This window comes from Pseudoalteromonas tunicata (assembly GCF_002310815.1).
GTDB classification, from domain to species: domain Bacteria; phylum Pseudomonadota; class Gammaproteobacteria; order Enterobacterales; family Alteromonadaceae; genus Pseudoalteromonas; species Pseudoalteromonas tunicata.
Genome location: NZ_CP011032.1, coordinates 3,615,475 through 3,631,132, shown reverse-complemented (window position 1 = coordinate 3,631,132; position 15,658 = coordinate 3,615,475). Strand labels below are relative to the sequence as shown.

Sequence of the window (15,658 nt, the reverse complement as noted above, 5' to 3'; positions counted from 1 at the left end):
AAATAGTTAAATTTGCTGGTTTTAGGGCGATATTTAGACGGCTATTTCTGCACAAAATCACCACCAACCTCAATTGCTTATGATATCCTTTAGCTAATTACAACTTTTGAGTTTGAGTTTATGAGTTCACAGCGTGAAGATACTGTTTATCAGCAAATAGCTGAAATAAAACAAGCGGTCGAGCAGGCCCTAGAGCAAGCAAAAGCATTAGGGGCCACAGCCGCTGAAGCAGCGATGTCTAGCACTTCAGGCTTATCTGTCACTACACGACTAGGTGAAGTTGAAACTATTGAGTTTAACCAAGACGGTGCGCTCGGTATAAGTGTTTATGTTGGCAATAAAAAAGGTTCGGCATCTACAGCTGATTTAAGTCCAGAGGCACTAAAGTCGGTGGTTGCCAAAGCAATTGAAATTGCAAAATATACCTCTGAAGACCCTTGTAATGGCTTAGCAGATAAAGATTTACTTGAGCTTAATCCACCTGATCTTGATTTATATCATCCTTGGGATGTCTCTCCTGAGCATGGCATTGAGTTATGCCAACAAGCTGAAGAAGCTGCAATGGGTTTTGATAAGCGCATTGTAAACTCCGATGGTGCAAGTTTTAGTTCTCATCAAGGTATTCGAATTTATGGTAATAGCCATGGTTTCATAGCAGGCTTTCCACGCACCAGACATAGCATTAGCTGTATGGTAATTGGCCAAGATGGCGAGCAGATGGAGCGAGATTCTGCTTATACGCTATCGCGCTTACAAAGTGGTTTAAAATGCGCAAAATCAGTCGGTATTGAGGCGGCCAGTGAGACACTAGCAAAACTTAATAGCCGAAAAATTGCTACAGGGAAATACCCAGTTGTGTTTAGAGCTGACATCGCTAATTCTTTATTTGGTCATTTAGTATCGGCAATTGGGGGTGGTGCACTTTATAGAAAATCGAGCTTTCTACTTGATTCATTAGGAACTCAAATTTTTAGTGATGTAGTTAATGTGGTAGAGCGCCCTCATATTTTACAAGGGCTTGCATCAACACCTTTTGATAGTGAGGGGGTCAGAACACAGGACCGCACTATTATCGAAAATGGTGTTTTAGAAACTTATCTACTAGGCACTTATGCATCACGTCAGATGAAAATGACAGCGACAGGTCACGCTGGCGGGATCCACAATTGGCTAATCTCAGCAACAGAACCCGACCTTGCTGCGTTACTCAATACCATGGGAACAGGATTGCTGGTCACTGAGTTAATGGGTCAAGGTGTCAATACGGTCAATGGCGATTATTCTCGTGGTGCGGCAGGTTTTTGGGTTGAAAATGGCCAAATACAATATCCTGTGAGTGAAATCACCATCGCTGGTAATTTAAAAGAAATGTTTAAAGATATTGTTGCCTTAGGTGGTGATTTTGATTTGCGTGGTAGTGTTAATACTGGATCAATTTTGCTTTCTAAAATGCAGGTTGCAGGGCACTAAAATACACGTAATACAACATTAAAAAAGCACGCTCATTGGCGTGCTTTTTAGTAACTAGCTCAGTGTTATCTGTAATTATAAATAACCTGAGAGAGATCTATTATCCAGTATTTGAGCTGAAGGCTTATGGTAGTAAAAACCATGTTGCAGTGCCTAAGAAAGCAAAAATACCCACGATATCAGTCACGGTAGTTAAAATCACCCCACCTGCTAATGCCGGGTCAATGTTGACTCGTTTTAATAGTAATGGAATGCTGGCGCCTGCAATACCTGCTGCCAATAAATTCATAAACATGGCAAAAGCAATGACGCAACCTAGGGTAAAGTCCCATTTCCAAAGGGCCACGACACCTGCGATTAATAGTGCCCACAGCATGCCGTTGAGTGCTCCGATTGCCAGCTCTTTACTGAGTAAAAACCGTTGGTTAGCCTGATTAATATGACCAACCGCCATACCGCGAATAACAAGAGTTAAAGTTTGACTGCCGGCAACGCCACCCATTGATGGCACAATGCCATTTAATACCGCAAGCACAGGCAAAATATCTAAGGTTGATTCAAAAAAGCTCGCAACAAATGCAGCCATTAAGGCGGTGATTAAATTCACACCGAGCCAAACTGAACGGCGTTTAGTACTTTTAACGACAGGGGCAAAGGTATCTTCTTCATCATCAAGACCCGCCATGCTCATCATGCTATGTTCGGCATCTTCACGGATTACATCAACGATATCATCGATGGTGATCCGGCCAAGTACATGTTGAGATTCGTCAACGACCGGGGCTGAAATCCAGTTGCGACGTTCAAACAGTTGAGCTACTTCAGATTCGTCCATGGTGACGGGAATAGACTCACAGTGCTCATCCATGACTTCGCGTACAGATAAATCGGGATTACGAGTTAAAAGGGTTGCTAAAGAAACCGCCCCTAAAAAGCTATTTGTTTTATCTACAACGTATAGCTCATCTGTGCCTTCAGGTAGTTCACCTTTTAAGCGAAGGTAACGTAAGACCACATCTAAAGTAACATCGGGACGAATTGTTACGGTATCTGTGTTCATCAACGCGCCAGCAGAACCTTCAGGATACGAGAGAGCGAGTGTTGCTCGCTCCCGATCTTGGCTGGCCATTGAGCCGATAACTTCTTGATATATGGTTTCAGGTAGACTTCTGAGCATTTCTGCTAAGTCATCATCATCCATATCCTCAGTTGCAGCCGCAATGAGCGCAGGATCCATGCGAGCAATAATGCCATTTCGAACATCTTCAGAGAGTTCTTCGAGTACCTCACCTTGTAAGTCAGAGTCAACGAGCTGCCATAGGACTGAGCGGCCTTTATGTGGTGATGACTCAAGTAATAATGCAATATCACAAGGAGCCATATGTGCCAGCATGCGACGAACATGAACAAACATCCCGCTATTTAATGCGCGAGTAATCTCGTGCAGTCGAAGTTGAGTGTTGTCTAATTCTATCGCTTCAGGCATAGCGGCTCTTTCTAGTTGATGAGTGGGATCGTATTTGTATTCGCTTGATGTTTATTTTTATCTGACTTTTTAGCAAGTCTTTGATTTTAGCTCAGTTAGTATAGCGTAATCTGTTTGTTTAGTCAGTTAGTCTTGTTCGTTAAATTTATCAGCAATCAGATTGCCAATTGCCACCAGTGCTTGTTCAGCATCAGGGCCTTCACAGGTGACCTTAACTTCTTTACCTTGGCTGCTTTCTAATAATAGTAAGCCAAGCACGCTGTCGGCTTCTGCTGATTTTTGATCTTGTTCTAATGTAATGCTGGCATCAAAGCTCGCTGCTAGTTGCGCTAACACTGTAGCTGCGCGTGCATGTAAGCCGAGTTTATTTTGAATTAAAAAAGTATTTTGACAGCGCATATTATTTCTCTTGTTCGCGATGGTGAACTTTGACATTTTTGTGGCTTCGGCTGAAGTTATCGGCCAGTGTTTGAGCCAGATACACTGAGCGATGTTGACCTCCGGTGCAGCCAATCGCTATGGTTAAATAATTACGGTTATTGCGTTCTAAATGCGGTAGCCAAGTTTGTAAAAACGTTTGAATTTGCCAAGTGAATTTATGCACTATGCTGTGACTGGCTAAAAAGTCTTTTACTGGTTGATCAAGACCTGTGAGTGGTTTTAGCAGTGGTTCCCAATGGGGGTTAGGTAAAAATCGTGCGTCAAACACATAGTCAGCATTTTTTGGAATTCCGTGTTTAAAACCAAACGATTCAAATGTAATAATCAGTTGATTGTCTTTTTTACCCAGCACTCGCGCTCTGATTGCTTCGGCTAACTGATGTACACTTAGATCACTGGTATCGATAATGATATCAGCCCTTGAAACCAGCACATCAAGTAATATTTTTTCTTCTTTTATGGCAGCATCAAGAGGCTGGGAATTTATTGAGAGTGGGTGCAAGCGTCTGGTTTCTGAAAAGCGACGAATTAACGTATTGTCGTCACTATCTAAATAAAATAATGTAGGCTTGGCAAATTCAGGTAAATATTCCAAAATCTCGTTAAATTCTTGCTGAATTTTAGGAAGATTTCTGACATCAATACTGACCGCTATTTTGTCGTAACTATCTGAAACACTGCGAACTAACGAAGGAAGTAAATTGACTGGAATGTTATCAACAGCGTAATAACCCAAGTCTTCTAATACTCGTAATGCAACCGACTTCCCTGATCCTGAACGGCCACTAATAATAATAAGTTGCACTGTACTTCTCCTTCTGTGGTTACGCTGCGTCAATAATCAAAAACAGTTCCTCGTCGGATTGCGCGGTGCGTAATTGCTTACAAAATTGTTTGTCATTCAGTTTATCAGCTATTGCAGCAAGCGTCTTTAGATGGTTATGTGATTCTGCATCAGGTACGAGCAGTGCAACAAAAATATCAACCGGTTTATTATCAATGGCATCAAAGTCGATGGCTTCTTGATTGACCAATAATATGGCTAAGCTTTCACTTAACCCTGCTAAGCGGCCATGAGGGATTGCAATACCCCTGCCAATTCCTGTGCTACCGAGTTTTTCACGGTTCAGTAAGGCGGTTAAAATTTCTTGTTCTGATAAATCAGGAAGCTTTTGATGGGCAAGTTCACTAATGTGTTCAAGAATGCGTTTTTTGCTATGAAAAAGGACTGCAGCTTTGGTGCAGTCCTTAGAAATAAAAGAATTTAATTTCATGGTTAATGACGTGAATTTTTCTCTTTATGTTTAATAACTTGACGATCTAATTTATCAATTAGGGCATCAATGGCGGCGTACATATCTTCATGTTCTGAAGTGGCAAACAATTCGCCTCCCGTAACATGTAATGTTGCTTCTGCTTTTTGAACTAGTTTTTCAATATCTAAAATAACATGCACGTTATTGATATGATCAAAGTGCCTCTCGAGCTTAGCGAACTTGTTAGTGACATAGTCTCTTAAAGGTTCTGTAATTTCTACGTGACGACCAGTTAAATTAAGTTGCATAAGCATTTTCCTTCTATTAAACGCCTCAGATTAAACTTTTTCTCTGATTGGACGGGGGAATGGATAGCGATTCGCGGTATTTTGCGATAGTTCGTCTAGCCACGTTAATTCCTTGTTCTGCCAATATATCTGCAATTTTGCTATCACTCAAAGGTTTAGTTTGGTTTTCTGCAGCTACCAGCTTTTTGATCAGTGCTCGAATTGCTGTTGATGAACACTCACCTCCATTTTCAGTGCTGACATGGCTTGAGAAAAAGAACTTAAGTTCATAAATACCGCGAGGGGTATGCATAAACTTTTGAGTTGTAACACGAGAAATTGTTGATTCGTGCATTTCTACCATTTCAGCAACATCATTTAAAACCATTGGTTTCATGGCTTCGTCGCCATGTTCAAAAAAAGCTTGCTGCTGTTGTACGATACAATTTGCTACTTTGAGCAAGGTATCGTTGCGGCTTTCAAGACTTTTAATAAACCATTTTGCTTCTTGTAAATGAGAGCGAATAAATTGACTGTCTTCACTCGATTTTACTGAACGGCTCATTGCCGCGTATTGATCATTCACTCTGATTTTAGGCATGCTATCTGAGTTTAGTTCAACCACCCAACGACCTTTAATTTTTTTCACCGAAACATCTGGAATAACATATTCAGGCTGTTCGGTATTAATGCTATCAGCTGGTTTTGGGTTAAGCGTATGAATGAGTGTCATGATTTCTTTAAGCTCTTCTTCTTTGAGCTTAGTTTTTTTCATAAGAGTTCGATAATCACGTGCCGCTAAAAGTTCAATATGTTGCTGAACAATTTCCTTGGTTTGTGCCAGCCAAGGGGTATCTTTTGCAAATTGATTAAGTTGAATAAGTAAACATTCTGGGAAGTTTCTTGCAGCTATTCCAATAGGATCAAATACTTGAATGCGTTTTAATACCGCCTCCACTTCATCTAGCTCAACCGCTAACCCATCACTGCCTTCACCAATGCTGTCACAAATATCTTCGGTTGAAAGGGTTAAGTAGCCATCATCGTTAATGGCTTCTACGATGGCAATGGCAATTGCTTCATCGGTTGGGCTAAAACGAGTTAAACGCAGTTGCCACATTAAATAGTCATGTAATGTTTCGCTGGTGCTACCTTGATAAATGGTATCGTTGTCAGGAGCGGGGCCTGATGAGGTTGAAGGACCGGCACTAATATATTCATCCCAGCCAACATCCATAGGTAATTCGTCAGTGAGTGAATCTTTATTGAGTGCATCTGAACTTTCTATTTCAGCATCTGCCGTTGGCTCAAAGTCCGAATCATAATTATCGTTTTGAAACTCTTGGTTTTCGTTATTTTCGGTTTCGTTGTTATATTCGGTTTCTTCAAGCTCGAGTAAAGGGTTGCTATCAAGTGCTTCTTGAATTTCTTGTTGAAGATCTAAAGTGCTCAATTGCAGTAAGCGAATAGCTTGCTGCAATTGTGGGGTCATTGTAAGTTGTTGCCCAAGACGAAGTTGTAATGATTGCCTCATTGACGCCTAACAATCCTTTTAGTTATTAAAATAGATGGCACTTAGTTACGAAGTAAACTAACTATAGCTTGAATTGTTCACCTAGGTAAACATCGCGTACTTTTTGATTTTCGAGTACTTCTTTTGGTGTTCCAGTTGCGATTAATTCGCCATGAGAAACAATGTAAGCTTTTTCACAAACATCTAGGGTTTCTCGTACGTTATGATCTGTAATCAAGACACCAATACCACGTTTTTTTAGGTGGCGAATAATTTTCTTTATATCTATCACTGATATTGGATCAACACCAGCAAAAGGCTCATCAAGCAGAATAAATTTTGGTTCGGCGGCTAAAGCGCGAGCAATTTCGACCCGGCGCCTCTCTCCACCTGAAAGCGCCATACCTTGGCTGTCTCTGATATGACAAATATTAAATTCTTCAAGTAGATTATCGAGTTGCTCTTCACGTTGTGTCTTATTGAGGCCTTTACGGGTCTCTAAAATAGCCATGATATTTTGATAAACAGTCAACTTTCTAAAAATTGAGGACTCTTGTGGTAGATAACCAATCCCTAAGCGTGCGCGACTATGCATGGGAAGTAATGTGATGTCTAGATCATCAATGGTGATCAGGCCTTTATCACTTGGCACTAAGCCTACTATCATGTAAAAAGTGGTGGTTTTTCCTGCTCCGTTAGGGCCAAGTAAACCAACAATACTGCCTGCCTTTACTTCAATGCCAACATTTTTAACAACTTGGCGGCCATTATAACTTTTGGCAAGTTGAGTGGCGGTTAATGTTGTCATTTTTTATCCTTTTCAGGAGCGGTTAAAATTGTACGCACTCGTTGGTTTGAGTTTTCAGCCTTTTCAGCGCTAATAAGTTGCTGGTTAATATCATAAATTATATTTTCGGCACTGATTTTTTGGCCGCTTTGGGTAATGGAAGCATTGCCTGAAATGGTCAATATTGCGCTGGCAACGTCATAACTTATTTCGTCGGCACTTGCGGTGATTACATTACCATCTGGCAAGGTTTCTGAATATCTTGCAGGGTGGCCTCTGGCGATTAATAACTCTTTATTTTCACCTAATTCTGCGCGGCGATAGGCTTCTAAAAAATCAGCTTTTATAATGCGTTTTCCATGGGTCACTTCAACATTTTTCTCAAAAATAACCACGTTTCTTTTTAATTCAGCTTGTTGTTTATCGGCATCAATTAATACTTGGGATTTTTCATTATTGGCCGAGCTAAAAAAGCTCATGCTTAATAATGCTAAAATAAGAATAGGTTTATTGGTCATAATAAATAGTCTGTGTATGGTTGATGAGTTCAATAACTTCGGACTCAAAGTTCGCAATAAGCCCTTTACCTGTGATTAAGATATTTGGCCCTGTAATTTCAACTGGTCGTTCTGATTGCATGGTGGAATGTGTAATATCCACTTCAATATAGTCAGCTTTAATATTTTGTAGCATGGCAGTTTTATCTAAATTAACAGCTTCAACATTCACTTCTAATATGAGTTTTTTACTTTCATACAAAGTTGCCTCAGCTGCACTTATTTCCCAAATTCCATTTTTAGAATAAAGCGTAAAAACTGGTGCAGTAAAATGGGTAAAACCTAAGTCTTGGTATTGCTCCATTTTAGTTGCTGATACCTTGTGGCTAATTTTACCATCGCTATTAAACACGGTTTGTTTTAGCTCTGTTGCAATGTAGTCAGGTTCTGCAACATCTGATTTTTTTTGCGTGATTTGCTGCTGCGGCTGAATAAAGTAGGGATACCAGAGCCAACTCATTAACGCTAGGAAAAAAATACTAAGGCTGAGGCGCGCTAAATTCATGCACTGATACCTTGGCTAGTTAAAGGGTGACCTTGGCTTAACATCAGTAAGTCGGTCAGTTCTCTTACCGCACCATATCCGCCACGCATCATAGTGGTGTAGTGAGATATATGCTTAATAATGGGGTGAGCATCATTCACTGCCACGGCAAAGCCAACTTTTTCCATAACTGGAAGGTCTGGGCTATCATCGCCAATATAAGCAATTTGAGCATCAGTTAAATTAAGTTTTTGTTTTAAATCATCATAAGCAATCAGTTTGTTTTCTTGGCCTTGATAAATATGAGCAACGGTTAAGCTTTTCATGCGATTTTCAACGATATTTGATTGGCGACCAGTGATCACAGCAACAGCAATACCTGAGTTTATTAATGCTTTAATACCAAATCCATCTTTGGTATTAAACGCCTTTAACTCTTCACCATTATTACCTAGATAAATACAACCATCGGAGAAAACACCATCAATATCACAAATCAGCAGTTTAACTGCGGCAGCTTTAGTTTTTACATGCTGGCTGATAGGCTGGTAAAGTAGCTCAAACGTCATTAAATCACTCCTGCACGTAATAAATCTTGCATATTAAGTGCGCCAATTGCTTGGTTTTGTTGATTAACAATTAATAAGCCATTAATGCGCTTACGCTCCATAATATTAAGCGCTTCGGCGGCCAGCATATCACAAGAGGCCGTAGTACAGTTTTTAGTCATAACAGCTTGAATCGAGGTGGTATGAATATCGATCTTTTGCTCCAAAATTCTGCGTAAGTCGCCATCAGTAAATAATCCCAGCAATCGGTTATCGCTATCAACAATGGTTGTCATACCTAAACCTTTAGCTGACATCTCAATGAGTGCATCTCGAATTATGGCATCTGAACTCACTTTTGGCATAGCATCGCCAGTGTGCATAATGTCCTTTAGGGTCAGTAATAAGCGACGCCCTAAACTTCCACCTGGATGTGAAAGCGCAAAATCATCCGCAGTAAACCCTTTCGCTTCGAGAAGAGCGACGGCCAAGGCGTCACCCATTACCAAGGTGGCTGTCGTGCTTGCTGTGGGGGCTAGTCCTAATGGGCAGGCTTCTTGTTCGACTTTGATACAAATATGGACATCAGAATGAGTTGCAAGTGATGATTGTGTATTACCCGTCATCGCAATCATTTTGGCACCTAAGCGTTTTAGAACAGGGACTATTCCTAACACTTCAGAGGTTTCACCTGAATTAGAAATTAATAGTACAACATCATCTTTAGTGATCATGCCTAAATCACCATGACTGGCTTCACCAGGGTGAACAAAAAAAGCTGGGCTACCAGTACTTGCAAGCGTCGCAGCAATTTTATTGCCAATATGGCCTGATTTACCCATGCCAATAACGATAATACGACCTTGGCAATTAAACATTATTTGGCAAGCATGAGCAAAATGGGCATCAATATATTGGTTGAGTTGCTCAATAGCTTGCTTTTCAATCGCGAGTACACGAGTTGCGCTGGCAATAAATTCAGGTTGTAACATTGCGATTAGACCTTAAGCTACTTGTGAAAAAACAACGTATTGATAGGCACAAAAGCTTAAAACTAATAAGCCCCCTTCAAAACGATTGATGCGGCGCGTGCCGCGAATGCTTAAGCTCATGGCAACTAAAGCAAAGGTTGCGAGCAACATGATTAAAGAATCTCGGTTTGCAGCTGATGGATCAATGCCTGATGGATTAATAATACCTGCAAGTGACAGTACCGCTAAAATATTAAAAATGTTTGAGCCAATAATATTACCCATTGCTAAGTCATCTTCTTTCTTAAGAACACCTGCAATACACGCGGCTAATTCAGGCAAACTGGTGCCAACAGCAATAATAGATAAACCAATTACTAAATCGCTTAAACCAAAGTATTTTGCAATATCAACGGCTGAGTCGACTAAAAAATGCGAGCTTATTGGTAGCATGATCATACCGACTACGAGCCAAGCAATCGCTTTGGTATTACTTACATCTTGTGGTACATCTTCACACGCTTCAGCAACAAGAGGGTCGTCAATATCTTTTTGACGCATTGAAATAAAAATCAAACCGCCAATAAAAATGGCAAATCCAACCAACAGCGCATACCCTTCAAGGGCTGAAAAGTAGCTATCAGACAAAACATACCAAGCGGCAACAGAAACTAAGATTAATACTGGCATTTCACGCTTTAAAATACCTGAAGAGACAGTAAGAGGGCGAAGAAGCGCGGTTAGGCCAAGAACTAATAAAATATTAGTAATATTGGAGCCCACAGCATTACCGACTGCGGTATCTGTTTTATCGGCAAGGGCGGCAGAGGCTGAAACCATCATTTCTGGTGCGGAGGAGCCCATTGCAACAATAGTTAAGCCGACAATTAACGTTGGAACACCAAAGTTTTTAGCTAGTGCTGCTGCGCCATATACAAACCGATCTGCACTCCATACCAACGCAGCAAAACCTAAGACTAAAATGATAAATGAGAACAGCATGTTTCCAACCAATGAGTGAATTTCTGACCGAGAATCTTAACAAATACCTTAGTAAATGTATAAAAAAATACTGGTTTAGCAGAGTTTTATTACAAATTTTTACGTTTTTATTTATCCTTTTATAGACAAATGAGCATAAAATGGCGCAGTAGCAAAATTGCAATGGAGTCTAGCTTGTCCGACAACCTAGTTGAAATCAAAGATCTAAGTTTTTCTCGTGGAGAAAGATTGATTTATCAGAATATGAGTTTTTCTGTGCCTACAGGCAAAATCACGGCCATTATGGGTCCAAGTGGTATAGGAAAAACAACTATGCTGCGTTTGATTGGTGGGCAGTTAAAACCTGATTCTGGTGATATTCTTTTTCAAAATCAGAGTATTCCAAAAATGTCGCGTACCGAGCTCTACCAAGCGCGAAAAAAAATGAGCATGCTTTTTCAAAGTGGTGCCTTGTTTACCGACATGTCCGTATTCGACAACATTGCTTTCCCACTGCGTGAGCATACTAAACTAAGTGAAGAGTTAATACGTATCATCGTGCTTATGAAACTTGAGGCGGTGGGTTTACGGGGTGCAAAAGATTTGATGCCTTCAGAATTATCAGGTGGTATGGCGCGCCGTGCTGCCCTTGCGCGTGCAATTGCGCTTGATCCTGATTTAATCATGTACGATGAGCCTTTTGCAGGACAAGACCCTATCTCAATGGGGGTGTTAGTTAAGCTTATTAAATCGTTAAATCAAGTGCTTGGCATTACCTCTTTGGTAGTGACCCATGATGTGTCAGAAGTAATGAGCATTGCCGATCATGTGGTTATTGTTGCTGATAAAGGTGTAATTGGCGAAGGTTCTCCGGCCCAAATGTTGGAACATGAATCTCCTTTGGTACAGCAGTTTTTAGGTGGTCTTAGTGATGGGCCTGTACCATTTCATTTCGAAGCTCAGCCATTTATGAGTGAGTTAATGGCAGGAGCTAAATCATGATTGCATTTTGGCAGCAACTAGGAAAAGAAACACTCAATCGATTTGCCTCAGTAGGTCGAGCATTGATGATGTTAATTGGTGCTATTTTCAGTGTGCCAAACTTTAGGAAAGGCACGCCATTACTAATTAAACAGTTGTATATGGTGGGATTTTTATCCCTTATGATCATTGTTGTATCTGGTTTGTTCATTGGTATGGTTTTAGCTTTACAGGGCTATACTGTATTAGTTGATTATGGTGCTGAAGATAGTTTAGGGCCGCTGGTGGCACTTAGTTTATTGCGTGAGCTAGGGCCTGTTGTTACTGCTTTATTATTTGCCGGGCGTGCAGGTAGTGCATTAACAGCTGAAATCGGTTTAATGAAAGCCACTGAACAACTCAGTAGTTTAGAAATGATGGCGATTGATCCTCTCAAACGTATTATCGCCCCACGTTTTTGGGCGGGCATTATCAGTATGCCATTACTCGCATTAATATTTTCAGCTGTGGCTATTTTAGGCGCTCACTTAGTGGGTGTTGATTGGTTGGGAATAGATTCTGGTAGTTTCTGGTCTGTTATGCAGGCTCAGGTTTCTTTTGAAAAAGATATCCTTAATGGCATGATTAAAAGTCTGGTATTTGCTTTTGTCGTAACATGGATTGCTTTGTACAAAGGATATTTTTGTATCCCTACATCTGAGGGGATCAGTAAAGCGACAACCGAAACCGTAGTGCAGTCATCATTGGCAGTACTGGGTTTTGATTTTGTATTGACCGCTGTGATGTTTAGCAGCTAAAGGTAACGTATTTTATGTCACGTAAAATTGAAATATTAGTCGGTTTTTTTGTTTCGTTAGGAATTTTGGCCCTGGTTTTATTAGCTTTGAAGGTAGCTAATGCGGGAATTAGCGGTGGCGGTGAAACGTACAATTTATACGCTAAGTTTGACAACATTGGTTCATTAAAAGTGCGTTCTCCAATTAAGGTTGGTGGTGTAGTTGTTGGTCGTGTTGAAGCGATTAACCTCGACCCTAAAGATTATACGCCAGTAGTACATATGAAAATATCCAGTGAGTTTAATCAACTTTCAGAGACAACATCAGTGAATATTTTAACCTCGGGTATTTTGGGTGAGCAGTATTTAGGTCTCAATCCTGGTGTGTTGGCAAATAGTAGCTCCGAATTTTCAGATGAAATTAGTAATTTATTTGAACAGGAAAAGCTAAAAATACTCCAAGATGGCGACATGATCACAGATACAAAATCTGCGTTGGTATTAGAAGAGTTAATTGGACAGTTTTTATTTAATCAGGGTGGTGAATAGCCATGTTTAAGCATTTATTAGCGTCAGTGCTATTAGTTTCAGCAAGTTTTGCGCAAGCAAGTACTAACAAAGTTCAGATGGATGAACCATACAAAATGGTTCAACAAGTAGCAGAAAATACTTTTAATCGAATTTCTCAAGATCAAAGTCTGATTAAAGATGATGCCGAGCAACTTCGTGTAGTTGTGGAAGAGGAGTTATTACCTTATATCGATTACAACTATGCAGCTTATAAAGTACTCGGTAGCTATATTCAAAAAATCAGTAGTATTAAAGATGCGGCTGAAAAAGAGAAAGAAATTGCTAAATTAAGACAGTTCATTGAAGTGTTTAAAAATTATTTAGTCGCCACTTATGCGGGTGTTTTCACTCAGTATAAAAACCAAAAAGTTGAATTTGAGCCGGTACAAAGTATTGGCGATAACAAGGTTGCGATTGTCAAAACTAAAATTATTGAAGAGGGTAAACCAGATATCAATATCGCTTTTAAAGTTAAAAAAGGCAAAGAAGGCGAGTGGCGAGCATTTGATATGGTTGCAGAAGGAATTAGTTTACTCGATGCAAAGCAAAGTGAATTACACGGTATTTTACGTAAAGAAGGTTTAGATTACGTAATCGACCTTTTAGATAAAAAAAGTAAATTACCCATTCAGTTTAGAGGGAAGTCTGGCGATGACCCAGCTTAACTTTGAACAAGGCGCTCCTGACGAATTTGTTCTGTCAGGAGAGTTGAGCCATGAAACGGTGGCAGCGATTGAATTTAGCAAAAAATTTAAACTAAATGACGTAAATCGTATTATTTTTGACTTATCAGCCATTTCTAGGGTTGACACAGCGGGCTTAGCTTGGTTAATTCACACCTTATCTGAATTACAGCAGCAAGAGATCCATTTAACGCTGCGCAATGTACCTGAACAGTTGCAAAAATTAATGCAATTGGTCCAGGTTAGCCAACTTTTTGAGTGAAACACCCTATGGAACCGAGTCAAGTAGAAAGTATTTTAAAAGACGCTTTGTCATTAAGCGACGTGCGAGTCAAAGCAAATGGTAGCCATTTTGAAGTGATTGCTGTAGGTGAGTGTTTTGAAGGCGTAAGTCGAGTTAAAAAACAACAGTTAGTCTACGCGCCATTAATGGCGGATATTGCCTCAGGCGTGATTCATGCCTTATCTATTCGTGCTTTCACTCCAACAGAGTGGGAACGTGAACGCAAATTAATGTTCCTATAAATTAGGGGCTATTAATGGATCAATTTATTATTCAAGGTGGCACTTCACTTGCGGGTGAAGTGACTATCTCGGGCGCTAAAAATGCAGCCCTTCCTATTTTATTTGCATCGTTATTATCAGCAAATAAAAGTACCTTTCTAAACGTTCCTCGTTTACGTGATATCCAAACTACCGAAGCGTTATTAAGCCAATTAGGTGCAACCTGTTTGTGGCGTGATGATGTACTCGAAATTGATGGTGGTACGGTCGATCAAATCGTTGCTCCCTATGAGCTAGTAAAGCAGATGCGAGCATCGGTATTGGCACTTGGGCCTTTATTAGCGCGCTTTGGCGAAGCAAAAGTTTCATTACCAGGCGGCTGCGCCATTGGTGCGCGCCCAGTTGATTTGCATATTAGCGGCTTAGAAAAAATGGGAGCCACTATTAATGTTGAAAATGGCTATATCCACGCCATCGTTAATGGGCGATTAAAAGGTGCGCCTATTTTTATGGACACAGTCAGTGTTGGCGCGACTGAAAATCTAATGATGGCAGCCGCATTAGCTGATGGTTTAACTATTTTAGAAAATGCAGCTAGAGAGCCTGAAATTGTTGATTTAGCCATGTACTTAAACAACATGGGAGCCAAAATTCGAGGTGCAGGTACAGATCGGATTGAAATTGAAGGAGTTGAAACCTTAAAAGGTTGTGAGCATAAAATTTTACCCGATCGCATTGAAACTGGTACTTTTTTAGTGGCTGCAGCTATGGCGCAAGGTCATGTATTGTGTCGTAATACCGAGCATTTAAGCCTTGAGCCTGTACTTGAAAAACTCAAAGCCGCCAATGCATATTTAGAAATCACCGCCGATAGCATCTATTTAGATATGCGCGGCCGTGAGCTTAAAGCTGTTAATATTAAAACCATGCCGCATCCAGGATTTCCAACTGATATGCAGGCTCAGTTTACAGCGCTTAATGTGGTAGCCAATGGCAGTGCCACAATCACCGAAACTATTTTTGAAAATCGGTTTATGCATGTTCCTGAGCTACAACGCATGGGGGCAAATATTCGCTTAGAAGGCAATACTGCTTACTGTGGCGAGACAAAGAGCCTATCTGGCGCCCAAGTAATGGCAACTGATTTACGTGCCTCAGCAAGCCTAATATTAACGGGTATTATCGCTAAAGGTGAAACGGTAGTAGATCGTATTTACCATGTTGATCGTGGCTACCAACGCATTGAAGACAAACTCAGTGCGCTAGGTGCTAATATCAAACGTAAGAAAAACTAATGTTAGTTTGAGTATAAAAAGGCCCGATTTAAATCGGGCTTTTTTATACTTAACGTTTAAAAACGAGAC

General features: G+C 40.4%; 20 protein-coding genes. 8 read left to right on the top strand and 12 right to left on the bottom strand.

The window, feature by feature from the left end; translation table 11 throughout:
* Positions 1 to 120 precede the first annotated feature (120 nt).
* Positions 121 to 1,470 (top strand): metalloprotease PmbA, encoded by a 1,350-nt coding sequence (pmbA, locus tag PTUN_RS16460; RefSeq protein ID WP_009840697.1) that lies wholly within the window; start codon positions 121 to 123, stop codon positions 1,468 to 1,470.
* 124 nt (positions 1,471 to 1,594) lie between these two features.
* Here pmbA and mgtE read toward each other — a convergent pair whose 3' ends face one another.
* The 12 genes from mgtE to PTUN_RS16400 form a co-directional block, all read right to left on the bottom strand.
* Complete coding sequence (mgtE, locus tag PTUN_RS16455) at positions 1,595 to 2,956, bottom strand: magnesium transporter (RefSeq protein ID WP_009840696.1); 1,362 nt, start codon at positions 2,954 to 2,956, stop codon at positions 1,595 to 1,597.
* Between the two features lie 126 nt (positions 2,957 to 3,082).
* The gene (locus PTUN_RS16450) at positions 3,083 to 3,355 is read right to left on the bottom strand and encodes an HPr family phosphocarrier protein (protein WP_009840695.1); all 273 of its coding nucleotides are present in this window, start codon (positions 3,353 to 3,355) and stop codon (positions 3,083 to 3,085) included.
* 1 nt (position 3,356) lies between these two features.
* A complete protein-coding gene (gene rapZ / locus PTUN_RS16445; protein ID WP_009840694.1) occupies positions 3,357 to 4,202 on the bottom strand; it encodes an RNase adapter RapZ in 846 nt (281 codons plus the stop codon).
* Between the two features lie 19 nt (positions 4,203 to 4,221).
* Positions 4,222 to 4,671 carry a PTS IIA-like nitrogen regulatory protein PtsN gene (gene ptsN, locus PTUN_RS16440; RefSeq protein WP_009840693.1) on the bottom strand — a complete coding sequence of 150 codons (450 nt, stop codon included), beginning with the start codon at positions 4,669 to 4,671 and terminating at the stop codon, positions 4,222 to 4,224.
* A gap of 2 nt (positions 4,672 to 4,673) precedes the next feature.
* Positions 4,674 to 4,961 carry a ribosome hibernation promoting factor gene (hpf, locus tag PTUN_RS16435; RefSeq protein ID WP_009840692.1) on the bottom strand — a complete coding sequence of 96 codons (288 nt, stop codon included), beginning with the start codon at positions 4,959 to 4,961 and terminating at the stop codon, positions 4,674 to 4,676.
* Positions 4,962 to 4,986: 25 nt separating this feature from the next.
* Positions 4,987 to 6,474, bottom strand: a complete 1,488-nt coding sequence (locus PTUN_RS16430) for an RNA polymerase factor sigma-54 (RefSeq protein WP_009840691.1) — start codon at positions 6,472 to 6,474, stop codon at positions 4,987 to 4,989.
* 61 nt (positions 6,475 to 6,535) lie between these two features.
* A complete protein-coding gene (gene lptB, locus PTUN_RS16425) occupies positions 6,536 to 7,261 on the bottom strand; it encodes an LPS export ABC transporter ATP-binding protein (RefSeq protein WP_009840690.1) in 726 nt (241 codons plus the stop codon).
* A complete protein-coding gene (gene lptA, locus PTUN_RS16420; RefSeq protein ID WP_009840689.1) occupies positions 7,258 to 7,758 on the bottom strand; it encodes a lipopolysaccharide transport periplasmic protein LptA in 501 nt (166 codons plus the stop codon). The genes lptB and lptA overlap by 4 nt, the downstream gene beginning before the upstream one ends.
* Positions 7,748 to 8,302 (bottom strand): LPS export ABC transporter periplasmic protein LptC, encoded by a 555-nt coding sequence (gene lptC, locus PTUN_RS16415; RefSeq protein ID WP_009840688.1) that lies wholly within the window; start codon positions 8,300 to 8,302, stop codon positions 7,748 to 7,750. Before lptC ends, lptA begins: the two co-directional genes overlap by 11 nt.
* Positions 8,299 to 8,850, bottom strand: a complete 552-nt coding sequence (gene kdsC / locus PTUN_RS16410; protein WP_009840687.1) for a 3-deoxy-manno-octulosonate-8-phosphatase KdsC — start codon at positions 8,848 to 8,850, stop codon at positions 8,299 to 8,301. The genes lptC and kdsC overlap by 4 nt, the downstream gene beginning before the upstream one ends.
* The gene (locus tag PTUN_RS16405) at positions 8,850 to 9,821 is read right to left on the bottom strand and encodes a KpsF/GutQ family sugar-phosphate isomerase (protein ID WP_009840686.1); all 972 of its coding nucleotides are present in this window, start codon (positions 9,819 to 9,821) and stop codon (positions 8,850 to 8,852) included. Before PTUN_RS16405 ends, kdsC begins: the two co-directional genes overlap by 1 nt.
* A 12-nt stretch (positions 9,822 to 9,833) precedes the next feature.
* Entirely contained in the window at positions 9,834 to 10,802 is a 969-nt protein-coding gene (locus PTUN_RS16400) for a calcium/sodium antiporter (RefSeq protein ID WP_009840685.1), read from the bottom strand.
* A 162-nt stretch (positions 10,803 to 10,964) separates the two neighbouring features.
* On the opposite strand from PTUN_RS16400, the gene mlaF reads away from it, so the two are divergent.
* Genes mlaF through murA form a run of 7 tightly spaced genes read left to right on the top strand, consistent with a single transcriptional unit; the run spans position 10,965 to position 15,589 of the window.
* Positions 10,965 to 11,783: a phospholipid ABC transporter ATP-binding protein MlaF gene (gene mlaF / locus PTUN_RS16395; protein WP_040644346.1), complete on the top strand. Its 819-nt coding sequence runs from the start codon at positions 10,965 to 10,967 to the stop codon at positions 11,781 to 11,783.
* On the top strand, positions 11,780 to 12,559 hold the full coding sequence (gene mlaE, locus PTUN_RS16390; protein ID WP_009840683.1) for a lipid asymmetry maintenance ABC transporter permease subunit MlaE: 780 nt from the start codon (positions 11,780 to 11,782) through the stop codon (positions 12,557 to 12,559). Before mlaF ends, mlaE begins: the two co-directional genes overlap by 4 nt.
* A 14-nt stretch (positions 12,560 to 12,573) precedes the next feature.
* Positions 12,574 to 13,086: an outer membrane lipid asymmetry maintenance protein MlaD gene (gene mlaD / locus PTUN_RS16385; RefSeq protein WP_009840682.1), complete on the top strand. Its 513-nt coding sequence runs from the start codon at positions 12,574 to 12,576 to the stop codon at positions 13,084 to 13,086.
* 2 nt (positions 13,087 to 13,088) lie between these two features.
* Positions 13,089 to 13,772: an MlaC/ttg2D family ABC transporter substrate-binding protein gene (locus PTUN_RS16380; RefSeq protein WP_009840681.1), complete on the top strand. Its 684-nt coding sequence runs from the start codon at positions 13,089 to 13,091 to the stop codon at positions 13,770 to 13,772.
* A complete protein-coding gene (locus tag PTUN_RS16375; RefSeq protein ID WP_009840680.1) occupies positions 13,759 to 14,052 on the top strand; it encodes an STAS domain-containing protein in 294 nt (97 codons plus the stop codon). Before PTUN_RS16380 ends, PTUN_RS16375 begins: the two co-directional genes overlap by 14 nt.
* 8 nt (positions 14,053 to 14,060) lie before the next feature.
* On the top strand, positions 14,061 to 14,315 hold the full coding sequence (locus PTUN_RS16370) for a BolA family protein (RefSeq protein WP_009840679.1): 255 nt from the start codon (positions 14,061 to 14,063) through the stop codon (positions 14,313 to 14,315).
* 14 nt (positions 14,316 to 14,329) lie between these two features.
* On the top strand, positions 14,330 to 15,589 hold the full coding sequence (gene murA, locus PTUN_RS16365) for a UDP-N-acetylglucosamine 1-carboxyvinyltransferase (protein ID WP_009840678.1): 1,260 nt from the start codon (positions 14,330 to 14,332) through the stop codon (positions 15,587 to 15,589).
* Positions 15,590 to 15,658 lie beyond the last annotated feature (69 nt).

Bases quoted from the DNA above. Each gene is read 5' to 3' on its own strand.
- pmbA (WP_009840697.1), top strand. From the start codon at position 121: ATGAGTTCACAGCGTGAAGATACTGTTTATCAGCAAATAGCTGAAATA.
- mgtE (WP_009840696.1), bottom strand. From the start codon at position 2,956: ATGCCTGAAGCGATAGAATTAGACAACACTCAACTTCGACTGCACGAG.
- PTUN_RS16450 (WP_009840695.1), bottom strand. From the start codon at position 3,355: ATGCGCTGTCAAAATACTTTTTTAATTCAAAATAAACTCGGCTTACAT.
- ptsN (WP_009840693.1), bottom strand. From the start codon at position 4,671: ATGAAATTAAATTCTTTTATTTCTAAGGACTGCACCAAAGCTGCAGTC.
- hpf (WP_009840692.1), bottom strand. From the start codon at position 4,961: ATGCAACTTAATTTAACTGGTCGTCACGTAGAAATTACAGAACCTTTA.
- PTUN_RS16430 (WP_009840691.1), bottom strand. From the start codon at position 6,474: ATGAGGCAATCATTACAACTTCGTCTTGGGCAACAACTTACAATGACC.
- lptB (WP_009840690.1), bottom strand. From the start codon at position 7,261: ATGACAACATTAACCGCCACTCAACTTGCCAAAAGTTATAATGGCCGC.
- lptA (WP_009840689.1), bottom strand. From the start codon at position 7,758: ATGACCAATAAACCTATTCTTATTTTAGCATTATTAAGCATGAGCTTT.
- lptC (WP_009840688.1), bottom strand. From the start codon at position 8,302: ATGAATTTAGCGCGCCTCAGCCTTAGTATTTTTTTCCTAGCGTTAATG.
- kdsC (WP_009840687.1), bottom strand. From the start codon at position 8,850: ATGACGTTTGAGCTACTTTACCAGCCTATCAGCCAGCATGTAAAAACT.
- PTUN_RS16405 (WP_009840686.1), bottom strand. From the start codon at position 9,821: ATGTTACAACCTGAATTTATTGCCAGCGCAACTCGTGTACTCGCGATT.
- PTUN_RS16400 (WP_009840685.1), bottom strand. From the start codon at position 10,802: ATGCTGTTCTCATTTATCATTTTAGTCTTAGGTTTTGCTGCGTTGGTA.
- mlaF (WP_040644346.1), top strand. From the start codon at position 10,965: ATGGAGTCTAGCTTGTCCGACAACCTAGTTGAAATCAAAGATCTAAGT.
- mlaE (WP_009840683.1), top strand. From the start codon at position 11,780: ATGATTGCATTTTGGCAGCAACTAGGAAAAGAAACACTCAATCGATTT.
- mlaD (WP_009840682.1), top strand. From the start codon at position 12,574: ATGTCACGTAAAATTGAAATATTAGTCGGTTTTTTTGTTTCGTTAGGA.
- PTUN_RS16380 (WP_009840681.1), top strand. From the start codon at position 13,089: ATGTTTAAGCATTTATTAGCGTCAGTGCTATTAGTTTCAGCAAGTTTT.
- PTUN_RS16375 (WP_009840680.1), top strand. From the start codon at position 13,759: ATGACCCAGCTTAACTTTGAACAAGGCGCTCCTGACGAATTTGTTCTG.
- PTUN_RS16370 (WP_009840679.1), top strand. From the start codon at position 14,061: ATGGAACCGAGTCAAGTAGAAAGTATTTTAAAAGACGCTTTGTCATTA.
- murA (WP_009840678.1), top strand. From the start codon at position 14,330: ATGGATCAATTTATTATTCAAGGTGGCACTTCACTTGCGGGTGAAGTG.